Origin of the sequence: Arthrobacter agilis, from assembly GCF_006494655.1 — a bacterium.
In the GTDB taxonomy this organism is placed as follows: Bacteria; Actinomycetota; Actinomycetes; order Actinomycetales; family Micrococcaceae; genus Arthrobacter_D; species Arthrobacter_D agilis.
The window spans coordinates 1-3083 of record NZ_VHIM01000017.1 but is presented as its reverse complement, the minus strand read 5'-3'; the positions used below and the strand labels follow the sequence as shown (position 1 = coordinate 3083).

Sequence of the window (3083 nt, the reverse complement as noted above, 5' to 3'; positions counted from 1 at the left end):
GACATTGTCGAGGCCTTCCGGATTGAGCGGCTTAGTCACTGCCGATCTTGGAAGGTCTCGACCTCATTTCGGAGTCAGGTGCTCACGGCGTGTCGCTCAGCGCTCCCACCTCAAGTATGAAGAGCCGGATATCCCCGCGATCACTCGACGCGCGAATCCTGGAGTCCCACGCTTGACAACGGTCTCGGGACCCTTGACCAGCTCTGGCGGCTCCATCGGATCGTGGAACTGCGCCTCAGCGGTTACGGAATACCCCGCGACATGGCCCGCAAGCGCTAGCTCTGCCTCCGTCGCCTGCCTGGCGAACCCTCCGTGCGACCACTCCAGCCGCTCTACGTCTACGCAGCGTGTAGCGTCGTCCCGGTCGCCGATCCAACAGGCGTTCCGCACGTGATCGAAAATCCAGTCCCACGTCCGTGGTCCGTTGCATTCTGGGCAGTAGTAGTCAGACATCTTCTTCGTCCCCTTCGTCGGTGCTGTCTTCGGTCAGTCGGTCTTCGAATGGAGGCAAGTCGCGCCCCTCGGCTTCGTCGTACTCTTCGTATGGAATCCAACCCATCTCGTGCTCCTTGATCGGTGTTCACGGCTCTGTACTTGCCGATGCGCCGAGCGGCTTTCGCCCTCCGCAATCGGCCACATCAGGGGCTCCTTCGAGTGTCGAAAAGCGACGCCAGCCCGGGCGGTGCTGGTTTGCAGGTCATGCAGGTCACCTTTACGGGCCTTCTAAGGCTTGGTGCTGGTTGGTTCTCTGCGCCCCTACCAGGCCTCTTTCTAGAAGAGATGGACATAGAGGGTCTGACCTGCAAACCAGCACCGCCGGACCAGAGAAGGCCCGGAAATGGAGCCTGCATGACCTGCTGACCTGCACATCCCTTAGAACATGCGGTTTTCGGGTAGGCAAAGTGCAGGTTAGTGGGCTGTGGTGCAGGTCAGAGCGCAGGTCAGATGCCATCGCTAACCTGCGCTTTCCGGCGCTTGCAGGCTCCAAGTGAGTACTCCGAGCCGGTTCTCGGCGCTAGTTACCCGCCACCCGCCGGAGCGTAGGGCGGGAGCGTCTCGCCTCAGCAGAGTCGTCACAGCCCGCGCGGACTTCGGCCAACCCGCAGGCGCGCGATGATGCTCTAGGTTTCGCGACTGCACGAGATCCAATAACTGCCCTGCTGTGCCGGTGAAGGCCGTTGCGTGCTCCATCATCAGCGCAGTAAAAGGATTAGCGGTCAGGCTGTCGGCCGCCATCGACTGATGCTGTGCCTGATACCGCGCACATCCGTCCGTACCGAGCACCTGATCTACCGCCGCGAGAATTCGGTGGAAGTCAGCCAGACGCATTGTCTCCGTTAGGTCAACCAGCGGCAGCGCCGCCATGACCTGTGCAACAAGAGTCAGGAGAGCACCGATCGTCCGCGGGTGCGCCGCGGCATACTCCTGTGCCATCTGCGCCTCGGAACGGCGGTCCTTCGCTTGGATGGTGTCCAGCTCGATGCGCAAAAGGCGTTCCGTCAGATCGCCGCGCAGCCCGCCCAGATCGATTCCCGTCAGCATCACGCAGCGGCGGAAGCTGAACACTGACAGGGCTGCATCCGAGTACAGACGCCGCTTCACGTCCCCGTCTCCGGTGCTCGCCCGGCAAAGCGCGTCACTAAACCACTCGTTGATCGTGCTGATGTTGTCCACCGTGACCATCCAGCTGCCAGCGGCGGCGGTAATCCACGACTCAGCATCACGCGGCGACTTCCGCAGCGGGACAGTGGAGGGGTCCACGATGCCCGTGACTCGCATTGCGTTAGTCGACTTACCCGTACCCTGCTCACCACTGAATGCGACGATCGGATGAGCGATGCTAGGCCAGAATGCCGCAACCATAGCGGCGATCAGCAAGGGCTTGTCAGACTCCGCGGCGTTGGTGAGTGCGAACAGGTCCGCGTTCGTCCCTCCGCGCGCGGGCTCCGGGCAGGCCGCGGTGAGCGCCGAACGTTGGAACAGAACAGGCGGCCGGTCAACTACCTGCCAGCCATCCGGGCCGATGCGTACAGCCCGCCCGGTCTGGTCCCCGAGGTCGTACCAGTGGTAACCCTGTGCTGCGGCCACCCGCATGTGCAGTTCCACAGGTTCCAGGTCCTGAGCCTCACCCTCGAGCACCTGCAGAGCATCTGTAAGCGCCTGCTGCGGGGCAACCCGTCCCGTAGTGCGGCGGTAGTCCTTTGCCAGCTCGGCCCTCAGCGAATCTTTGCCGCCCCGCAGCATCTTGATGACCGGCGCGCCGCACTTTGGCAGGGCGAACGGACCGTCCTTCTCGCTGATACCGAGCGTGTACTTGCCCAGCGCAAGGTCCACGATCGCGCTTGCCGCGCTCGGCGCACCGCCAGTTTGGCTGCCACTGCTAATCTGCTGGACCGGCTTCACCTCGCGTGGTTCCTCCATGCCGCTACCCCAGCCATTGGAGAAGGTGCGCAGGAGCTCAGTCTCACCGTCTGAGTCGTCCATCATCCCGTTAGCTCCGCCAGCCCAGCGAAGTGCTTCAAGGGCGATGTCGCGAGGGTCCTCAGCGTCGTCAGCCGGCCACAGGTGCGCGAGCTGCCCAAGCTTGAAGGCCGCTCGATTCAGCCCTTCGTTACGGCTCCCTCAAACCGGAATGCCAAATTGTCCTGCTCCCGATCAACGGCAGATCGAAAGTAGGCCTTCCCATCGCTCGGGCCAGCCGTGCCTGCTGGAACAGTAGTGGAAGCCTCCTCCATGTAGTCCGCGCGGGCAGCTGCAGCAAGCGGTGCAGCATCGAGGAACGCGCCGTTCCGAGCCTCGTGCCATAACTCCTGCCCGGCCCGGACCGCGGGAAGGTACATCAGGCGCTCCGGCTGAGCAGATCCCGAATCAAATTCGTGACCAGCAGGGCTTACGCGGCGCATCAACTCCCCTACGACGGCCCGGTAGTCGTCGGGTGACAGCGGGACGGATAACGGGCTCTTCATACTTGAGGTGGGAGCGCTGAGCGACACGCCGTGAGCACCTGACTCCGAAATGAGGTCGAGACCTTCCAAGATCGGCAGTGACTAAGCCGCTCAATCCGGAAGGCCTCGACAATGTCC

1 protein-coding gene is annotated in these 3083 nt (G+C 62.8%); it reads right to left on the bottom strand.

Annotated elements, in window-relative coordinates; genetic code table 11:
* Positions 1-954 precede the first annotated feature (954 nt).
* Entirely contained in the window at positions 955-2487 is a 1533-nt protein-coding gene (locus FJV46_RS14980) for an AICE element replication initiation protein (protein ID WP_087025278.1), read from the bottom strand.
* Positions 2488-3083 lie beyond the last annotated feature (596 nt).